This window comes from Ruegeria jejuensis, from assembly GCF_041537905.1.
GTDB lineage: Bacteria > Pseudomonadota > Alphaproteobacteria > Rhodobacterales > Rhodobacteraceae > Ruegeria_C.
Genome location: NZ_JBGRUO010000004.1, coordinates 215026 through 230779 on the forward strand (window position 1 = coordinate 215026; position 15754 = coordinate 230779).

18 protein-coding genes are annotated in these 15754 nt (G+C 59.7%); 16 read left to right on the forward strand and 2 right to left on the reverse strand.

All coding sequences use genetic code 11. The annotated features are described in order from the left end of the window. Positions 1-146: 146 nt before the first annotated feature. Positions 147-1259, reverse strand: coding sequence for a zinc ABC transporter substrate-binding protein (locus tag AB1E34_RS07030; RefSeq protein WP_372571626.1), 1113 nt, complete (start codon positions 1257-1259; stop codon positions 147-149). A gap of 56 nt (positions 1260-1315) precedes the next feature. On the opposite strand from AB1E34_RS07030, the gene AB1E34_RS07035 reads away from it, so the two are divergent. The 3 genes from AB1E34_RS07035 to AB1E34_RS07045 are packed head-to-tail and all read left to right on the forward strand — an operon-like array spanning position 1316 to position 3368. Further along, positions 1316-1828, forward strand: a complete 513-nt coding sequence (locus AB1E34_RS07035; protein WP_372571627.1) for a transcriptional repressor — start codon at positions 1316-1318, stop codon at positions 1826-1828. A gap of 2 nt (positions 1829-1830) precedes the next feature. Then, a complete protein-coding gene (locus AB1E34_RS07040; protein WP_372571628.1) occupies positions 1831-2571 on the forward strand; it encodes a metal ABC transporter ATP-binding protein in 741 nt (246 codons plus the stop codon). Next, positions 2571-3368, forward strand: a complete 798-nt coding sequence (locus tag AB1E34_RS07045; protein WP_372571629.1) for a metal ABC transporter permease — start codon at positions 2571-2573, stop codon at positions 3366-3368. The genes AB1E34_RS07040 and AB1E34_RS07045 overlap by 1 nt, the downstream gene beginning before the upstream one ends. A 6-nt stretch (positions 3369-3374) precedes the next feature. Here AB1E34_RS07045 and AB1E34_RS07050 read toward each other — a convergent pair whose 3' ends face one another. Then, positions 3375-6110 carry a trypsin-like peptidase domain-containing protein gene (locus AB1E34_RS07050; protein WP_372571630.1) on the reverse strand — a complete coding sequence of 912 codons (2736 nt, stop codon included), beginning with the start codon at positions 6108-6110 and terminating at the stop codon, positions 3375-3377. Positions 6111-6500: 390 nt separating this feature from the next. Between AB1E34_RS07050 and AB1E34_RS07055 the strand changes: the two genes are divergently transcribed. From AB1E34_RS07055 to AB1E34_RS07115, 13 genes are all read left to right on the forward strand, one after another. Beyond that, the gene (locus tag AB1E34_RS07055) at positions 6501-7448 is read left to right on the forward strand and encodes a hypothetical protein (RefSeq protein ID WP_372571631.1); all 948 of its coding nucleotides are present in this window, start codon (positions 6501-6503) and stop codon (positions 7446-7448) included. 105 nt (positions 7449-7553) lie between these two features. Then, entirely contained in the window at positions 7554-8096 is a 543-nt protein-coding gene (locus AB1E34_RS07060; RefSeq protein ID WP_372571632.1) for a sigma-70 family RNA polymerase sigma factor, read from the forward strand. Next, a complete protein-coding gene (locus AB1E34_RS07065; protein ID WP_372571633.1) occupies positions 8093-8614 on the forward strand; it encodes a cupin domain-containing protein in 522 nt (173 codons plus the stop codon). Before AB1E34_RS07060 ends, AB1E34_RS07065 begins: the two co-directional genes overlap by 4 nt. Before the next feature lie 221 nt (positions 8615-8835). Then, positions 8836-9279 (forward strand): hypothetical protein, encoded by a 444-nt coding sequence (locus AB1E34_RS07070; RefSeq protein ID WP_372571634.1) that lies wholly within the window; start codon positions 8836-8838, stop codon positions 9277-9279. Then, positions 9272-10000, forward strand: coding sequence for a hypothetical protein (locus tag AB1E34_RS07075; protein WP_372571635.1), 729 nt, complete (start codon positions 9272-9274; stop codon positions 9998-10000). Before AB1E34_RS07070 ends, AB1E34_RS07075 begins: the two co-directional genes overlap by 8 nt. Beyond that, positions 9997-10638, forward strand: coding sequence for a hypothetical protein (locus AB1E34_RS07080; protein ID WP_372571636.1), 642 nt, complete (start codon positions 9997-9999; stop codon positions 10636-10638). The genes AB1E34_RS07075 and AB1E34_RS07080 overlap by 4 nt, the downstream gene beginning before the upstream one ends. 3 nt (positions 10639-10641) lie before the next feature. Beyond that, positions 10642-11145 (forward strand): hypothetical protein, encoded by a 504-nt coding sequence (locus AB1E34_RS07085; RefSeq protein ID WP_372571637.1) that lies wholly within the window; start codon positions 10642-10644, stop codon positions 11143-11145. Further along, the gene (locus tag AB1E34_RS07090; RefSeq protein WP_372571638.1) at positions 11142-11981 is read left to right on the forward strand and encodes a class I SAM-dependent methyltransferase; all 840 of its coding nucleotides are present in this window, start codon (positions 11142-11144) and stop codon (positions 11979-11981) included. The genes AB1E34_RS07085 and AB1E34_RS07090 overlap by 4 nt, the downstream gene beginning before the upstream one ends. A gap of 71 nt (positions 11982-12052) precedes the next feature. Continuing rightward, positions 12053-13045 (forward strand): polyprenyl synthetase family protein, encoded by a 993-nt coding sequence (locus tag AB1E34_RS07095; protein ID WP_372571639.1) that lies wholly within the window; start codon positions 12053-12055, stop codon positions 13043-13045. A gap of 9 nt (positions 13046-13054) precedes the next feature. Continuing rightward, a complete protein-coding gene (locus AB1E34_RS07100) occupies positions 13055-13636 on the forward strand; it encodes a hypothetical protein (RefSeq protein WP_372571640.1) in 582 nt (193 codons plus the stop codon). Between the two features lie 11 nt (positions 13637-13647). Continuing rightward, positions 13648-14211, forward strand: coding sequence for a hypothetical protein (locus AB1E34_RS07105; protein ID WP_372571641.1), 564 nt, complete (start codon positions 13648-13650; stop codon positions 14209-14211). Then, a complete protein-coding gene (locus AB1E34_RS07110) occupies positions 14208-15206 on the forward strand; it encodes a hypothetical protein (RefSeq protein WP_372571642.1) in 999 nt (332 codons plus the stop codon). The genes AB1E34_RS07105 and AB1E34_RS07110 overlap by 4 nt, the downstream gene beginning before the upstream one ends. Then, positions 15196-15726, forward strand: a complete 531-nt coding sequence (locus AB1E34_RS07115) for a hypothetical protein (protein WP_372571643.1) — start codon at positions 15196-15198, stop codon at positions 15724-15726. The genes AB1E34_RS07110 and AB1E34_RS07115 overlap by 11 nt, the downstream gene beginning before the upstream one ends. Positions 15727-15754 lie beyond the last annotated feature (28 nt).

Sequence of the window (15754 nt, forward strand, 5' to 3'; positions counted from 1 at the left end):
CTGGTGATCAAGCGATTTGGGAGTGCTCGACCTTTTGGCGCCAGGGACAACGACGACTCTTTAGGCACGGTACCTGTTAACCTGTGCTGTCCCTGACGTTGCTTGGCCCGACCGAAGGATCATTTCGACCGGGCCGATAACGTGGCTCAAAGGCACTCGGCCAGGGTGGTGGCCAAGTTGCGGATAACCTGCGGATACAGGCCCGCTCCGGGGTTCAGATCGGATCCAAGCGGATCGATCACACCGGTCTTGGCATCGGTTCCGTCGAGTACGGTATCGACAATTCCGGGGTTGAATTGCGGTTCAGCCAGAACACAGTCAACGCCCTCATCCTTGATGCGCGCCTGAATCTCGGCGATGCGTGCGGGGCTGGGGTCCGTCGCATCCGCGATTGAGATCGCACCCGAAGCCGGGAAATCGAAGGCATTCTCGAAATACTGATAGGCATCGTGGAATACGATGAAGCTGCCGCCGCGCACTGGTTCGAGCGTTGCGGCCACCTCTGCGGAAAGCGCATCCATTTCTGCGCGTGCCGCTGCCGCATTGGCAAAATAAGCGCCTGCATTGTCCGGATCGGCAGTGGAGAGCTGCGCTGCGATCAGGTTCAGCCAGGTATTCGCATTTTCAGGTGACAACCAGGCGTGAGGGTCGTGATCGCCATGGGCATGATCATCGTGATCGTCATGCCCGGCGTGATCTTCCCCTTCCGCATGCTCGTCGCCGTGGTCATGATCCCTGTCTTCGGCGTGGTCCTCGTGCCCGTGGTCCTCGTGCCCGTGGTCTTCCGCGTGCTCTTCATGATCGTGGCCCTCATGCCCTTCGTCTTCGGCATGCGCGTCATGATCATCGTGATCGTCATGGCCATGCTCGTCATCGCCGTGGTCATGGTCATGCGCTTCGAACAAAGCCCCTTCGCGGAAGTCCAGAAGGACAGTGCCGTCGGACTCCAGCAGAGTCGTGACAGTTGCGCCGTCAGCAAGGGTTTCAACCGCACCCCCCATCCAGGGTGTCAGATCCTCGCCAAGCCAGAACACAAGGTCCGCCTCTTGCAGCGCTGCCGCCTCGGAGGGGCGCAGGTTGTATTCATGGGGCGAGGCGCCCGGCTGAACAATCAGATCAGGTGTTCCAACCCCATCCATGACACGCGCCACCAGCGAATGCACCGGTGCGATATCGACCGCGACATTCGGAACATCCGCCATTGCCGTTCCACCCATTAACGCAGCGGTGATCGAAACTGGAAGGAGCTTTCTGGACATCAGACCCTCTATGTGATTGTATAACATTGCGAGCGGCATACATGATATGGAATAACATGACAAGTGATACGCGACCCGTGCCAGCCGATGACTCGGCCCTGATCGGGTTTCAACAGCATGACCACGAGACCTGCGTTGAGACAGCGCTGGCAAACGCCGAGAAACGGTGCCGGGAAGAAGGGCTGCGTTTGACTCCGGTTCGCCGCAAGGTGTTGGAGATGCTGGTGCAGGAACATCGGGCACTTGGCGCTTATGCGATCCTTGATCGCTTGCGCGAAGAAGGCTTCGGGTCGCAGCCACCGGTGGCGTACCGGGCGCTTGATTTTCTGGTCGAGAACGGGTTCGTGCATAAGATCGAACGCCTGAATGCATTTGTCGCCTGCGCACATCCGGGAGCAACCCATTCACCTGCTTTCATGATCTGCCGCAAATGTGACGCGGTGGCCGAGGCGCAATCTGCCCCGGCCAAAGGGGCGCTTGGCGCTGCCGCCCGCGCGGTTGGGTTTGAGATTGAGCGAACGGTTGTAGAAGCCGAAGGCGTCTGCCCCGATTGCACCAAGAAGGCCTGAAGATGTCTCTTGTTTCTGTCGAAGGTCTCAGTGTCCGCTATGGTACCAACACCGTTCTGCATCATGTCGACATGACAATCGAACCCGGCGAGATCGTGACCATCGTGGGGCCAAACGGGTCTGGCAAAACTAGTTTGCTGCGCGCGGTGATTGGCGCGACCAAACCCCATGCGGGGCGCGTCATCCAGAAGCCGGGGCTCAAGATCGGGTATGTCCCACAAAAGCTGCATATCGATCCTACGCTGCCGATCACGGTTGAACGGTTCATGCGCTTGACCAATCCTGTAACACGGCAGCGCTGCATGGATGCGCTCGACTCTGCTGGCGTTCCTGATCTGCTGAAGCGCCAGATGTCACAGCTTTCGGGTGGGCAGTTTCAGCGGGTTCTGCTGGCTCGGGCGCTGATAAACCAGCCCGACATTCTGCTGCTGGACGAGGCGACGCAGGGTTTGGACCAGCGGGGTTCAGCGGCCTTTTACCAACAGATTGAAACGGTACGCCGCGAAACCGGTTGTGCCATATTGATGATCAGCCACGAATTGCACGTGGTCATGAGCGCATCAGACAGGGTTATTTGCCTCAACGGGCACGTGTGCTGCGAAGGCTCGCCTGCCGTCGTCGCCTCGGCCCCGGAATATCGCGCCCTGTTTGGAACCGGCACAGGCGGCGCGCTCGCCCTGTATCGGCACCATCACGATCACCATCATGACCACGGTGAAGACCCCAAGGAAGCCGCAGAATAATGCTTGATGACTTTATGACGCGTGCAACGCTTGCAGGGGTTGGCGTTGCGTTTGCCGCAGCACCGCTCGGGTGCTTTGTCGTGTGGCGCCGCATGGCGTATTTCGGGGATGCCACGGCACATGCGGCGATCCTCGGCGTTGCACTCTCACTGACGTTTCAAATGTCGATATTCGCTGGTGCGCTGGCCGTTGCACTGATCATGGCACTGACCGTGACGCTGCTGACTGGCCGTGGCTATGCGATGGATACGCTTCTGGGCGTTCTGGCGCATTCTGCACTGGCCTTTGGTCTTGTTGCCGTCTCGTTCCTGTCCGGTGTTCGCATCGATTTGATGGCTTATCTGTTTGGCGACATTCTGGCCGTGTCACGCGCCGACCTGGCGGTGATCTGGGGCGGGGCATCACTTGTGGTGGCTCTGATCGCGTGGCGATGGTCGCAGCTGCTGACGGCCACCCTGAACGAAGAACTGGCCTATGCCAGCGGTTTTGATCCCAAGCGCGAGCAGTTGATCCTGACCTTGTCGCTTGCCGTAACCGTGGCGGTTGCGATCAAGGTCGTGGGTGTTTTGCTGATCGCTGCGATGCTGATCATCCCGGCCGCTGCCGCACGCAGTTTGGCGCGATCCCCGGAATCGATGGCGTTGATCGCAGCGGCGATCGGCGCTTTTTCTGCTGTTGCCGGGCTGAGATCAGCTTACCTGTTTGACACCCCGGCAGGCCCATCCATCGTCTGCGTCGCCGCAATCCTGTTTGCATGCTTCAGCCTGATCGGATGGCAATCGCGACGTGGGGCTTAAAGCGCCTCAATTGAATTGCAGGGGGCTATCCCGGCTGATCATCCTGATCACGAGAGGCACATGATCCGAAATGTCGGAGACGAAGTCGGAAACGCTTTTGTCCAGTCGAACGATGGCTGCATCGTCACCGCTGATATCCGCGAGTTTCACGTCATCAGAGACAACAATGTGATCGATCAAAGACCGGTGACGCGGCCCGACATAAGAAAGGGCATTATCGTCGGCATCATCGCTCGTCAGTGCGATCAAATCGGGTGCATCGGTTAGGGCGTTCAGAACATCGGTGTTCAGTGTCTCGTTCATGTCTCCGCCCAATACAACGGGCAGGTTTTCGCTCGTGCGAATATCCTCTATGACTTCGGCCAGAATGTTCGACGCCAGTCGCCGTCGCGATCGGCTTTGGGGATCTCCGAACGCCTTGAGATGAACGGCAATCATGATGAACTCTACTGTGGCGTTTTCGCGAGCCCCAGCGGGCGCAACCTTGTGCTCGATCTTTACCCGGGCGATCATCGGACGGCGGGGAAAGGCACTGTGCCCTGATGCGGTTCTTGCGTTCCAGGCATCACGATGACGGTTCAGCAGGTCCTGCGCTATCGTGACTTCAGTCGTCGAACTGTCAAACAGAACTGCCAGATCCTGGCTTCCGCGTACGTTCAGATATTTGAAATCATAACTGTAGCCGAGGCGTTGCAGTGCGGTAGTCACACGTTCCATCGCGTCGCGCTGCACCTCGACCAGTCCGATGGCGTCCAGTGACAGATGTGCCAGCACCTCGGCCACCTGGTCGACCCGGGCATCTGAAATCCGATCGTTGAAATGCTCGATATTCCAGAACCCCACATCGGCAAATTCCTGAGACCCGCGATATTCAGGAATCTCGACCTCATGCACACCAGCGCCGGTGATACCCATAATATCAAAGAAACCGAGATGCGGAGAGGTATCGGGTATGGTCGAAAGCAGATCCCGCAACCGGTTTGACGAGCTTTCATTCGCCGCAGACAGCGCAATGAGATGCGAGACGATGGCGGCCATGCGCACACCTTCGTTCGTGGTTGTTCCATCCGCTTCAAACCAGCCCGCATGATGCAGGGCAACCAGACCCCATTCGTTGTTGAAAACCGGTGACCCTGATGATCCCGGCTCGGTATCCGTCGTGTACCAAACGACTTTGTCTTTGACGCGTTTGACCTTGTTGTCATGCAAGGCGACTTCTTTTTGCCGTCCGCGAGGGTGCTGGATGATATTCACCCTCTCGTTCCGCGTGATGGTTGCCGGGCTTCGCAACAGAGCGATCGGCTCGATTTGTGATACCGCCGAGGGGTCGCAGCCGACGATGGTGAAATCAAGCTCAACCGACGTGACAAAGAACCGGTCAGGTTCCAGCGTTACCGTCAAACTGGATGCCCCTTCTTCAAAGTCGAACTCCGCCATTGCGTCCCGGGCTTCATCTATCGATGCGATAACGTGGTTGTTCGTCATGATGAAGCCACGCTCGCCAATCAGGAAGCCTGACCCGGAACCGCCAGGCAGGTTGATTTTGCACACCGCCCGGGCGCGGGTATCGCCTCTGCTCAGGAAATGCGCGGGTAAAAAGTCAGCTCCGCCCGAGATCTTTTCGAAATGGTCTGATATCTCTCGCTCGATCTCTCGCCGGGTTCCTTCTTTTGCTGTCGGCGCAAGTGGTTTCGACAACAGCTCCCTGCCGCGGTGATCCACCAAGGCGCGGAACTCTGATGCGCCAAGATCTTTGGCGGTTGCGATCATCGCCTCTCGACCGGGTGAAAGTGGCTCTGCAGGTTTGCGCAGGCTTTCCGCCCCCGAGAAAAGATGGTTGATCAGGTCTCGATAGCGATCCGCAACCTTTCCAAATCCGTCCCGGTCGGGATGAAGCTCATCATGCCATTCATCAGCACCAACCGCGTTGGTGCAGTTTACCCGATGGACCCTGCCGGGAAATTCATCGCTTAGGTCAACAAGGCCCGTGTTGAAGCGATCGATCATGACACGCACGATCGCGGCCTGAAGCCCGCTATCTTCGATACCAAGCTGCGCCATCGGTCGCCCGAGCCATTTGCCCCGGTCCGGTATTGCATAATCGTACCCGTGGCAGAGGATTTTCAGTGACGGAAACTCCGCCGTCAGACTTCCGAAAATCTGACGCATAATCCCAAGAACCTCGTTGAGGCGCGCGGCAAAATTCTGGTTCGGATAATCCTTGGGATCGCGTGCCGGGTCGAAAGGGTGCACGGCCGTGGCAAGCCGCCCGTCGCCCAAAAGGTCATTTCCGCCACCGCTGAGCAAAAAGACATGCGGGTTTTCGGCCCGGATCGCGTCATGCATTTCGTCTTGTGCAAGCATGGCAGAGACCAGGTCTCCTGCTGCCCCAAGACTGTATATGGCATAGTCATCAAAGAGATGATCAATCGTGTCCTTGAGCAGGAATGGATACTGAAACCACGAGTCGCCTTCCGAGACGATTTTCAACCCAGTCCAACCACCTGCAATCTTGCGGCGGTATTTCCGTTGTCTCCGCCGTCTCGACCAGGAGTTAAATGCGGCCATTGCAACGTCAGCTTCAAGCCCCTGGTCGTCGACCATCTCGGGATTGATACTGACCCGTGGCGAAAATGCAGGAGGCGCGTCTGTGTCCTCCATCAGGTACTGGGCGATTTCGTCCTCAGAAACCGTTTCATCCAAAATCATTTGACGAAGATCGTTCAGTGTAATTTTCGGCATGAAAAATCCTCCGATATGTTCAATAAAAAATCATCAGCGGCGCAGCGCTGGTAGCAATAAACAAGGGAAATATAGCACAAATCGGCGACAATCTCACCATTTGATACTCAAGTACGTCGACACCCTCACGACCTGCCACTGCGTGACAGGTGCGGGTCTTTCACCAGAGCGTTTATGCACGCCAAACGCGAAGGAAGGGCGCAACGAACTCAGGAAACGCTGAGGTCGGCATCGTCAGGTAAAATACCTCAACAAAGCCCCATCAGATCCATCTTTGCAGCCCGCCTTTCTGATTTTTTTGCAAGCGCAATGCATCCATTTCGCCTCCGCGCTCGATCTAATGGGTGAAGCACTCAACAGAGGCTTCGTATTTTCACTAGGAGATTACAAATGCTTAAGATCAATACATCTGAGCTACCACAACCATTTTTGGCCTTTGCGGCAGAGACCGAGCGATTTGCGGACGCGGTGAAGCTGATGCCTTTCGAGGATGACAGCGATGTCGGTGTCGTGACGGCTGCCGACAAGCTTACATCGACGGTCAAGTCATTGAACGGCAGGCTGGGTTCTCCGGTCAAACCGGGCGATAGGGACAATGGCGAACTGGGAGAGCGCGTTGCGCCTGCGGTCGACACGCTTAGCACACTCATCGATGTCTTTTGTCAGGACGCCGCGAGCGGGGCGACCTCGCTTCCGGATATGGACGACATGGCCGTATTCACCGGGTTTCTCGGGCAAAGCGAGGACGCGCTGTTTCGCGTGCTGGAACTGACACCCGCCGCGTTGCAGGTTCGCCCGACACCCGAAAGGGCGGAACTTGTCGAGTGTCTTGCCTCCTTTGGCATTCCGCTTTCCGAGGTCGGACTGCATCCGCCGACAATGATCAAGATCATCATTATTCTGGTGACAGTTGTCGTGTTCCTGCGTCGTCGCGACACCGAATTCCTTGTCATTACGATTGTGAACGTTCTGATCCTCATCGACTTTCGCGGACAGGGCGGGCTTAAGTTGCCCAGTACGGGCGGCACGCCTCGGCCGAGCACGCCGACGACACCGGTGACGCCGCCAGCCGTCCCACCTGCGCCACCAGTTCCGCCGGTCGATCCTTGTGCGGCTCTTGGTGTCAGGGACTTCATAATCGGTGGCAGCGGCGCGACCGAGCAACTTGCGCTGAACAATGCGATGGTCAATGCCATGCAGGAAGCCCAGAGACGCTGTGGACCCAACTGCCGTGGGCGGATCGTTGGAATAACGAATGAACGTGCCACGCTGATAGGTGACGCGGTCAATCCGTTCCGCACGGCCCGCAGGTTCCTGTACCGGTGCATAAAGCCCTAACTGTTGCGCAAGAAGCTGCATCCCGACCAAGTGTCGGGGTGTGGCCGCCGACCTAGCCAGCTTGCCCGAATTGGCCTACCATGAAGGTAGCGACCGGAGACCGGAATGGGCCAGCTTGTGCACCGCGAAGAGCCATCGCTCGAAGATCTACTCAGCCTGACATCAGATGGTGACATGGCCGCTTTCAAGGCGCTCTACGACCGGACCGCAGCACTTCAACTCGCCATCTGCAGGCGCATTCTGGGCCGCGATGATCTGGCTGAGGAAGCGGTGCATGACGCGTTTGTATCCATCTGGCAAAGTGCCGGGCGCTTTTGTCCCGAAAACGGATCGGCAATGGGGTGGATATGCACCATCGTCCGGCGGCGCGCGCTCGACAGGTTGAGAGCAAGCCCCTGGCTGCACAGGGAGGTTGCGATCCGGCCCGATGAGGCTGGCCCGTCGCAGGCGACCGGTTCGGAAGAGAGGATGGCGCTGGAGCAGTGCCTGAAAGAGCTCGCGCCACATATCCGTTCCGCGATCCGCCTTGCCTATCTCTATGGGCTGACCCACAGCGAGCTGAGTCAAAATCTGAACCTGCCGCTTGGGACATTGAAAAGTCAGCTTCGGCGTGGCTTGATTGCATTGAAGGAATGCCTGACCAGATGAGTGATCGCGAAACAAAACCCAAGGATACGCCAGACGCGGACGCCGCGTTGCGATATTTGGGGCTGGATGGCGATGACCAGGACCGGGATGCACCCGCCGAGGCGGACATATTGGCCTGGGCCGACCACTTTCTGGCGCTTGAGACCGGCGACGCCCCACCACCGCCTGCGGCATTGTGGGAGTCGATCGCCGCACAGACCAACATCGCTCCAGGAATCCGTACCGTGCAAAGCGACGATGGTATCTGGGAAACGCTTGGTGACGGCCTGCGCCGCAAGATCGTGCATATTGATGCCGATGCCGGGCGCGCCAGCTACTTTGTGGAACTTGCCAAGGGCAGTCAGCTCCCGAGGCACGAACATCCCGTTGACGAGCATTGCGTGGTGCTGGAAGGAACGCTGAGGATTGGATCGCAGACTTTTGGAGCCGGGGCCTACCAATTCGCAGAGCGTGGCCACCCTCATCCGCCCGTCATCGCCGAAACGCCCGCTCTGATCTTCATTCACGGGCCGCTCTGATACGTCTTGGCCTGACCAGACAGGTCAGCGCTGGTCGTGATTGTGCGTTTTGGGACGGCAGTCTCTGCGACGCTTCACGAATTCACGATGCACATTCAGCCCCGATGATTGGGTGACAACAAACCCGCTCGCAGGTCATCTTGACGCCGTCCTTCGCAGAATCTCAAATCTCTGTTAACCTAACGTCAATACCTTGGTCCGACCCGAATAAGGAGAATACCATGGGCGTTGATGTACCTGACGACTATGAGATCGACCTCACCCTCAGCGGCGGAACGACAATTGATGGCGATCTGTCCCTGGATACGGACCTTAGAGTTCGTGAATTGCCCACAATCGAATTGAAGGTGCTGGAACTGCCAGAGATCAAGATCGGCGTTACGGAATTGCCCAAAGTGCAGCTGGGCGTCGATCCGATTGACCTTTCGCTCAGGCTCAAAGAAATCCCCGCGATCCGGGCGCATTTGCCTGCGAATTTCAAGGTCGGCCTGTCGCTGCTCGGTAATGAGCTGCTCTGCATCAATCTGTGTGGCGAGGCCCAAGTCATCACCGAAGATTACAAGCCCAACCCCTGCGAAATCTGCGGGCCGGTGGGCAGTACCAACAGCGCAGGGGCCATCGCAGGCAGCGTGAACCGCATAGACCTCGTTGAAGACGATGGCTGATCTTGGCGACACCATCAGCCTGCGCAAGGGCCAGGGCATAGCCCCGTTTGAGGTGCAGCGCGCGCATTCGGCCGTCCTGAAACTTGACGGCGATCTGAAGTCCGAGCTTGGGGCCGAGGTCAAGGCCAGGCTTTTGCCGCGCAAGGGCCAGACACGGATCAGGGCCCGGATCGGCACCGGCGCGCCTCCCGGAGCGCACAAGGCCGTGCTGGTCAGCGACGCGGGCGAGTTTCCGGTTGTCGTGGATGTGCCCGAAAAGAAAAAGCTGCGGCTGTCCCCCTCCTCGATCGAGATCACGGGGCGTCCGGGCGACAGCGTGCAAGCGTCGTTTCTCGTGAAGAACACCGGAAATGTCGCGTTGACGGTGCCTGCGGGCGGTGTCACCGGGCTTTTTGCTTCTGACGGGCTGGCCGGTGCGTTTGCCGCTGCTTATGGCTCGAACGCCGAAGCACCGCTTGAGGTGTTTGGCGAATTCATTCTGGGCCTGCGCCGGTCTTATCTGGGGCTGATGCACGTCAAACTGACCGCCAAGAGCAAGAAACCGCTGCCCCCCGGCGAGGCGCGCGACATCACCGGAGAGTTCACGCTGCCCGAGCCACTGAACCCCGGCACACCGCTTGGTACCGGCCGCCGGTTCCACGCCACTTTGGTCATGCAGCACCTGCGGCTTGTGGTTCGCGTGACCCTGAGTGCTCCGAAAAAGAAAGGGGACAGCAGATGAAGAAAAAGCACAAGGACACCGCGCAAGAGATGCGCGACACCATGGACAGCATGTCCGATATCATGCTGCGGCAGATGGACCTGACCGGAGAGATCGTCGATAGCCTCGCCGGAACCGCGCAGCGCTTTCTGTCGTCGCTGACACAGGGCCAGAAGGCGCATAACTGCTGTGACATCCCGGAACCGTGCTGGATGCCGAAGGATCTTGGCGAATACCATTGCGATCTCTGCCCCGGCAGCACCGGGATCATCGAGATCCGGGTGACCAATACCGACTTTCGCCCGCGCAATTTTACTGCCGTTGCAGGGGGACCTGATGCCGGGCGCGTCAAGCTTTCCCCCAACAGTTTTAACCTTGGCCCCAAAGAACGCCGCACGATACGCGCAGAGTTCGACACGAAACTGGACGATTCGGTCCATTGCGCGGAATTCGAGGCGCTGATCTGGATCGTCGGCTGCCACAGCCATTATCTGCGCTGGACGGTGGATGTGGGCAAGACCGCGCGCGCCTGCTGCCATCATGTCGAGGTCTTCGATCAGCCCGACTATGAACACCACTGGTACGACCATTTCTATTGTGTCCGCTCCTGTTATGGCCGGTCCACGCGCCCGACGCCGGGCAAGGATACGGTCGGGTAAGCCATGTCAAATTCGCAATTCAAGGAGCTCTTCGGCCAGGCCATGCGCCTGAATATGAAGTATTACGGCGGGTTGTTCGACGTGACCCGCGACTATCTGGGCGCGTTGCGCGATCTCGCTGAAAAGGGGGCGGCGGCAGATACGCCGCCCGCGCCGCGACCTGCTCCTGCAGCCCCCGTAGTGCAGCCGCTGATCCTGGCTGCGCAAGCAAACAAGATCGCCTCGGCCAGCTTTGCGGTCACCAATAATACCGGCAAGGAGGTCGCTGCGGACCCCGCCGTTTCAGATGCCCTCGCCGCAGCGGGCGTTAAGGTCGAGCCCGCAGGGCGCATGGTGGCGCATGGCGAAGAGGCGGTGTTCACCTTGAAGGGAAAACCAACTGGCAAGATGAAGCTGGATCAGGACATTCACGGCTCGGTCAGCGTTCACCCCTTCGGCAATCGAGAGATCCCGGTTGTCCTGCGCCGCCTGCCGGGGGCCGCTGCCGCGAAAGCCAAGAAGCCATGAGCGCCCCAGGAGGCATCTTGGCCGAAGGCATTCTGGTGCAGGCCATGCACCTCTATTCCGCGCTGGTGATGAAACCTTATGAACAGGGGCGTAACGCGGGCCTGATCGAGCGGACGAGCATGGGTACGCTGCCCGTCCCGCTGAATCGCGACGGTCTGGGCCAACATTTCTGCAAGACCTATGATCGTCCCGTCCTGCTCGGCCATGCCACGGAAAACGATCCGCTGGTTTCAGAATTTGATCGCATGGGCGAGATCTACGACGCCTATGTGCGCCCGTTCTCAACCCCGATCATGAACGCAGCGGTTGAGGAGCTTTCGGCCTATATCAAACCCGATTTTCGCCTGCTCGATGCCGGTTGCGGCGCTGGGCGCGAGCTCTGCCGCCTGTCGCGGCTGGTGCCCGAGGGTGAGGTAGTGGGCATTGATCTGGCCGCTGGCATGGTCAACGCCGCCCACAAATCGGCGCGCGCCAAGGCTTTCGACAATACCGCCTTTTTCCAGTCCGATGTGGGCGCGCTGCCCGAGGTGTTCACCGACCGGTTCGATCTGGTCTATTCCTGCCTCGCGCATCATCACTACCCCGATCCGCCCGCCGCCACGCGCGAGATTTTCCGCGCCCTGCGGCCCGGCGGGTACTACACCGTGATCGATGCCGGGCCTGAATGGTTCGTGAAACGCTCGTCAGGGCTGGCGCTCTGGGCCGATCCCGGCTGGATCGGGTTCCACACGCCGGAACAGTTCATGGCCCTTTTTGAGGCGGCAGGGTTCGAAAACACGGGCTGGATTGACCTTGTTCCCGGTTTCGGAATCGCCTGCGCGCAGAAGCCGGTTTGAATGATCCGGGCTATGATCGGGACCTCATTGAGCAGGTCCTCAAATCGGCGCGGGCCCGGACCGAAAAGGCGATGACCCGCTTTTTCAATGCGCGGCGCGAAACGGGGATGGATGTGCTTTACGACCAGATCAGCGACTATCCGTTCCGTGTGGGCAAGGGCCTGCGCCCGGCGCTGGTCTATGCCGCCTGTCAGGCCATGGGCGGAACGCAGGCCCAGGCCGAGAACACCGCCACGGCCATCGAGCTTTTCCATAACGGCGCGCTGGTGCATGACGATATCGAGGATATCTCTGACTTTCGCCGCGGGGATGAGACGCTGTTCCGCCGCCACGGCGTTCCCATCGCAATCAATACCGGCGATGCGACCTTCGTGTTCTGCCTCTCGCTGCTCCTGGACAATGTCGAGCAGCTTGGCGTGCGCAAGGCGCTGCGTATCCTGAAGGATTTCGAACGTCTCAGCCGCGAATCCGTCGAGGGGCAGGCGATCGAACTGGACTGGATCCGCAACGCGCGCTTCGATCTGGAGACCGAAGACTACCTGCGCATGGCCTACAAAAAGACCTGCTGGTACACGATGATCGCGCCTTTGCGCCTTGGGATCGTGGCGGGCTCTGGCCCGTCGCTGGTGGCCGATCTCGAAGAAGCGCTGATTGATGTCATGGAGCTTGGCTATCTGGCCGGGATCGGGTTTCAGGTGCAGGACGATCTGCTGAACCTCACCGCCGATGAGGTGCTCTATGGCAAAGAGATCAGCGGCGATCTCTATGAAGGAAAGCGCACTGTCATGTTGCTACATTTCCTGCGCACCGCCCCCAAGCGTCAGCGCAGCCGCGCCATCCGGCTGTTGACCCAGCCGCGCGCCGACAAAGAGCCAGACGAGGTGCGCTGGCTGCTGCAGGCCATGCACGAGGCGGGCTCGATCGATCACGGGCGCGAACTGGCGCAGGATTTCATCACGCGGGCGCTGAAATTCGAGGCGGAAAACCTGAGTTTCATGCCCGAAACCCGGCATCGCCAGTTTCTGCGCGAAGTGCTCAGATATGTAATCGCAAGACTGAAGTGAGGACGACACATGCCACATGACCATGACCCCGGAACCGTCCCGTCCAGCCCGTTCGAAGAGCTGATGAAGCTGCAAAGCGCGTTTCAACAAAGCCTCAGCGAGGCCACGATGCAGTATCTGCGCCAGTTGCAGGGGATCGTGGGGCCGGTCACGCCGGGCACGGTGGTGCAGCAGGTCGAGGGCAGCACCATCGATCTGAAAATGAAACCGGGGGGGCAGGCCAAGGCGGTGGTGAATGTCGAGAACCGCCAGCGCGTGCACAGCATGGTCACGCCGATGATCACGCCTTTGGTGTCTGATACCGGCGCGACATGGTTCGCGCAGACCGCGTTCTCGCCCCCCACGGCGCTTCTGGCAACCGATGAGGTTCTGAAATTTGCGCTGACATTGGATGCGCCCGCTGACATGCCCGTGGGGGTCTATCGCGGGGCCGTCATGATCTATGGCTGCAGCGAGGGGGTGGTTCCTTTGGAAGTCACCGTCACCAAGGCCACGCGCGCGGCGGCCGCGAAACGCAAAACGACCGCCAAAAAGACCCCCGCCAAGAAGGCCGCCACGCGCAAGCCTGCGAAATCCACCAAAACCTCTTGAGGAGCCGATCCATGCCCGACCGTGCGAATATCCGCCTCATCGACCCGCCCGAAGATGCGGGACGCACCACGGCAAGCCTCTTCGCCTCGCTGGCCAGCCGTTTGATCACGCTGCACTATACGTCCGGGGTCAGCGTGATTGGCTCCACCCTCGCCGGTCTGGCCGAGGCCGGGCGCGAGATTTCCAAAACCGCCGAGGGCGCCCGCATCCGCCGCGCGCTTGAGGCCAGCGCGGTCAAGGACAATGGCGAATTACTGTGGAGCGCTCTGCGCGTGACCGGCTGGACCGAGGGGATGCCTGCAGCACCGGTGCTGGATCACATCCGCAACGATCTGGCACTGTTGCTGGCTGAAGACCTCGCTGAGACCATCGAAAACGTCCCCGCCCCGCTGGAAAACAAGGTGCATCGCAGCAAGACCGTACCGGCAGCGATTACCTTCATCGATACGCTGATGGGTCTCTGGATTCATTCGCGCGAGATCGTGCAATCGGTCGAGGCGCTTGCCCGCAGCGCACCGGACGCGGACACGGTCGAGCCCGGCGATGCCGTGCATCGCGGCCCGATCCTGCGGTGACCCGCTTCGATACGCTCCGGCCGCCGGCAATCGGCGATCCGACGGCGGCGGCCTATAAGGACTGGTTCCATCTCAACATCTTCCTGCCAGAGAGCGGGCGTGTCGTTCTAATAAACCTTTCATTACATGGCGCGCCCTGGGACAATCGCGCCCGCGTGGTTGGCGTGGCGCTGGCAAGTGCGGCTGATGGTGACTGGATCGGCGGTGTCGAGGTCGCGGCCTTCGCTGACAGCACGATTGATACGCAAGCCATCTTTCTCAGCACGCTCTCGATCGCCGTCACGCGCGATGGCGCAGCGCTTCACGCCCGCGTCGCCCGGCCTGGGGACGGGTTTGAGGCCGATATCGTGGCCCGGCCGCTGCTGCCTGCCGCGGCCCTCGATCTGACTGCCGCGTTCGGCAGCGGCTGGATCGGCTGGAGCGCGATCCCTGTCCTTTCAATCTCGGGCACTCTGACACTCGACGGCGAGGTGATCGCTCTTGAAAATGCGCGGGGCTATCACGACCACAATTGGGGCCGCTGGTTCTGGGGCGAGGATGTGGCCTGGGAATGGGGCGCATGGGTTCTTGGTGACGACATCACGATTGTTGCGGCGCGCGGCACGGACAAGGCCCATTTCAATCGCCAGCCGCCGCATGTCTTTCTCGTGCATGGCAGCCGCGTCTACGGTTTCACGCCAAACCAGATCGCGCTTTCCTATCAGGCGGGACCAACGCGGACAATGCGCCGCCTGCCGGGTTCCCTGGCAGCTATTTACCCTGACCGCCGATCGCCTGATCTGCCGCAAACCGTGACCTTGCGCGCCGATAGCCCGTTGGCCCGCTTTGAGCTGGAGTTTGAAACGGGCACGGCGGCGCAGCTTTTGCTGTCTGACCCGATGCGTCCGGGCGCGGGGTTTATCAACGAACTGGCGGGGCGATGCAAACTGACTGCCACGCTGGATCAGGGCCTATTGCGGGCCGAAGGTGTGGGCGTGTTTGAATATGTCGAATAGCCCCAGCCATCTGCGTGACTGGATCATCGCGCTGTATGCGGCATTGGAAGAGGCCGCGCCGCACCGCGCTCGGGCTATCCGCAAACTCGCCGGTGGTCAGATTTCACGTATGATACTGGATGACGACCGGGTCACCGTGCGATTTCACGACGAGGTTCTGCGGGTCACCCGGTTGCGCGCGACAGCCAAACTGAAAAGCCCCAACGGCGCGACTGACAGGCAAACAGTGACCGCGCTTCTTCTGGGATACATGGAAGTTTCAGAAGCAATCTCGCAGGATTACGTTCGTCTACGCGGCACGACGGATGAGGTCATGGCAATCTGCGCCATCATCGAGATCCTTGTTGACGCGAGCACCCGCATCCCGGCCCTTCAAAAGCTTGCCGATACGTTCTTGGCAACGACCGATAGTGAGGCGCCGCGCTCGGACCGGCGCAGGCGGATAGCGACGGCAAGAGCCACCGCCCAGCGCGAGAGAGCGCTTTTGGGTCGCGAGCGCTTGATCAACTCGTTCGACTGAAACGGCTCTGATGGAATGGGCATCCCCT

Bases quoted from the DNA above. Each gene is read 5' to 3' on its own strand.
- AB1E34_RS07095 (WP_372571639.1), top strand. From the start codon at position 12,053: ATGACCCGCTTTTTCAATGCGCGGCGCGAAACGGGGATGGATGTGCTT.
- AB1E34_RS07070 (WP_372571634.1), top strand. From the start codon at position 8,836: ATGGGCGTTGATGTACCTGACGACTATGAGATCGACCTCACCCTCAGC.
- AB1E34_RS07040 (WP_372571628.1), top strand. From the start codon at position 1,831: ATGTCTCTTGTTTCTGTCGAAGGTCTCAGTGTCCGCTATGGTACCAAC.
- AB1E34_RS07115 (WP_372571643.1), top strand. From the start codon at position 15,196: ATGTCGAATAGCCCCAGCCATCTGCGTGACTGGATCATCGCGCTGTAT.
- AB1E34_RS07080 (WP_372571636.1), top strand. From the start codon at position 9,997: ATGAAGAAAAAGCACAAGGACACCGCGCAAGAGATGCGCGACACCATG.
- AB1E34_RS07065 (WP_372571633.1), top strand. From the start codon at position 8,093: ATGAGTGATCGCGAAACAAAACCCAAGGATACGCCAGACGCGGACGCC.
- AB1E34_RS07050 (WP_372571630.1), bottom strand. From the start codon at position 6,110: ATGCCGAAAATTACACTGAACGATCTTCGTCAAATGATTTTGGATGAA.
- AB1E34_RS07090 (WP_372571638.1), top strand. From the start codon at position 11,142: ATGAGCGCCCCAGGAGGCATCTTGGCCGAAGGCATTCTGGTGCAGGCC.
- AB1E34_RS07060 (WP_372571632.1), top strand. From the start codon at position 7,554: ATGGGCCAGCTTGTGCACCGCGAAGAGCCATCGCTCGAAGATCTACTC.
- AB1E34_RS07055 (WP_372571631.1), top strand. From the start codon at position 6,501: ATGCTTAAGATCAATACATCTGAGCTACCACAACCATTTTTGGCCTTT.
- AB1E34_RS07100 (WP_372571640.1), top strand. From the start codon at position 13,055: ATGCCACATGACCATGACCCCGGAACCGTCCCGTCCAGCCCGTTCGAA.
- AB1E34_RS07030 (WP_372571626.1), bottom strand. From the start codon at position 1,259: ATGTCCAGAAAGCTCCTTCCAGTTTCGATCACCGCTGCGTTAATGGGT.
- AB1E34_RS07045 (WP_372571629.1), top strand. From the start codon at position 2,571: ATGCTTGATGACTTTATGACGCGTGCAACGCTTGCAGGGGTTGGCGTT.
- AB1E34_RS07085 (WP_372571637.1), top strand. From the start codon at position 10,642: ATGTCAAATTCGCAATTCAAGGAGCTCTTCGGCCAGGCCATGCGCCTG.
- AB1E34_RS07035 (WP_372571627.1), top strand. From the start codon at position 1,316: ATGACAAGTGATACGCGACCCGTGCCAGCCGATGACTCGGCCCTGATC.
- AB1E34_RS07075 (WP_372571635.1), top strand. From the start codon at position 9,272: ATGGCTGATCTTGGCGACACCATCAGCCTGCGCAAGGGCCAGGGCATA.
- AB1E34_RS07105 (WP_372571641.1), top strand. From the start codon at position 13,648: ATGCCCGACCGTGCGAATATCCGCCTCATCGACCCGCCCGAAGATGCG.